1 protein-coding gene is annotated in these 730 nt (G+C 46.0%); it reads right to left on the bottom strand.

The genetic code is table 11. The features are described from left to right. Positions 1 to 83 precede the first annotated feature (83 nt). Positions 84 to 730, bottom strand: a 647-nt coding sequence (calR, locus tag R7044_RS25320) for a LysR family transcriptional regulator CalR (RefSeq protein WP_225456010.1), incomplete at its 5' end; no start/stop codon positions are given.

Genomic DNA, 730 nt, shown 5'->3' with positions numbered 1-730 from the left:
CAAGCGTCTCTCGGGGCCAAACAATTGTAAAAATTGATGATTACAAATCCAGTCTGACCAGTTCATCAGACCAAATAATAAACTTATTTTGATGCAACCACTTCACCACACGTCACCATTAGCTGGTCACGTAGCCAAATGTGGCCTTTGTCTTTTTCACTTGATTCATGCCAGCTAAGGAAGCCGCTGATTTCTTTGTTCGCAAATGGGAAATCTAGAATCTGCAGTTGGTCACTGTTCACCGCATTTTCCGCCATCCAGCGTGGTGCGATAGTCACTAACTCAGATTGGCTAACAACGTAAAGCAAGTTGCTTAGGCTTGAACCTTCGTACGCAGCTTGGCAGTCAAGCTCGCGGTACGCCTGCTCAGAGAAGCTACGTTGACCGTGAACTTTAGACAGTTTCGCGTGCTTTTCGTTAATTAGCTGCTCGGCGCTTACGCCACCTTGAATACGTGGGTGCGTTTTCGAAGCGATAACCACCAATTCATCTTTGAAGATTTCTGTGCTTGAGAAACCTTGCTCATCAAAACGAGCGTAATCGATCACGAAGTCGATTTCTTGGTAACGCATGCGCTCAGAAAGAAGACGGTCAAATTCCGCGTCTAGATGTAGCTGAACGTTTGGCGCTTGTTGATTAATCTTCGCCATGATTTTTGGAGCAAAGCGCATGTCACATGGGCTGCAAATCGCCAGCTTGAATAGACGAGTTGACGACTCTGGTTGGAATA

Source organism: Vibrio sp. 1402, from assembly GCF_033340275.1.
The sequence above is the reverse complement of the archived record's forward strand: the minus strand, read 5'-3'. Positions and strand labels throughout refer to the sequence as shown.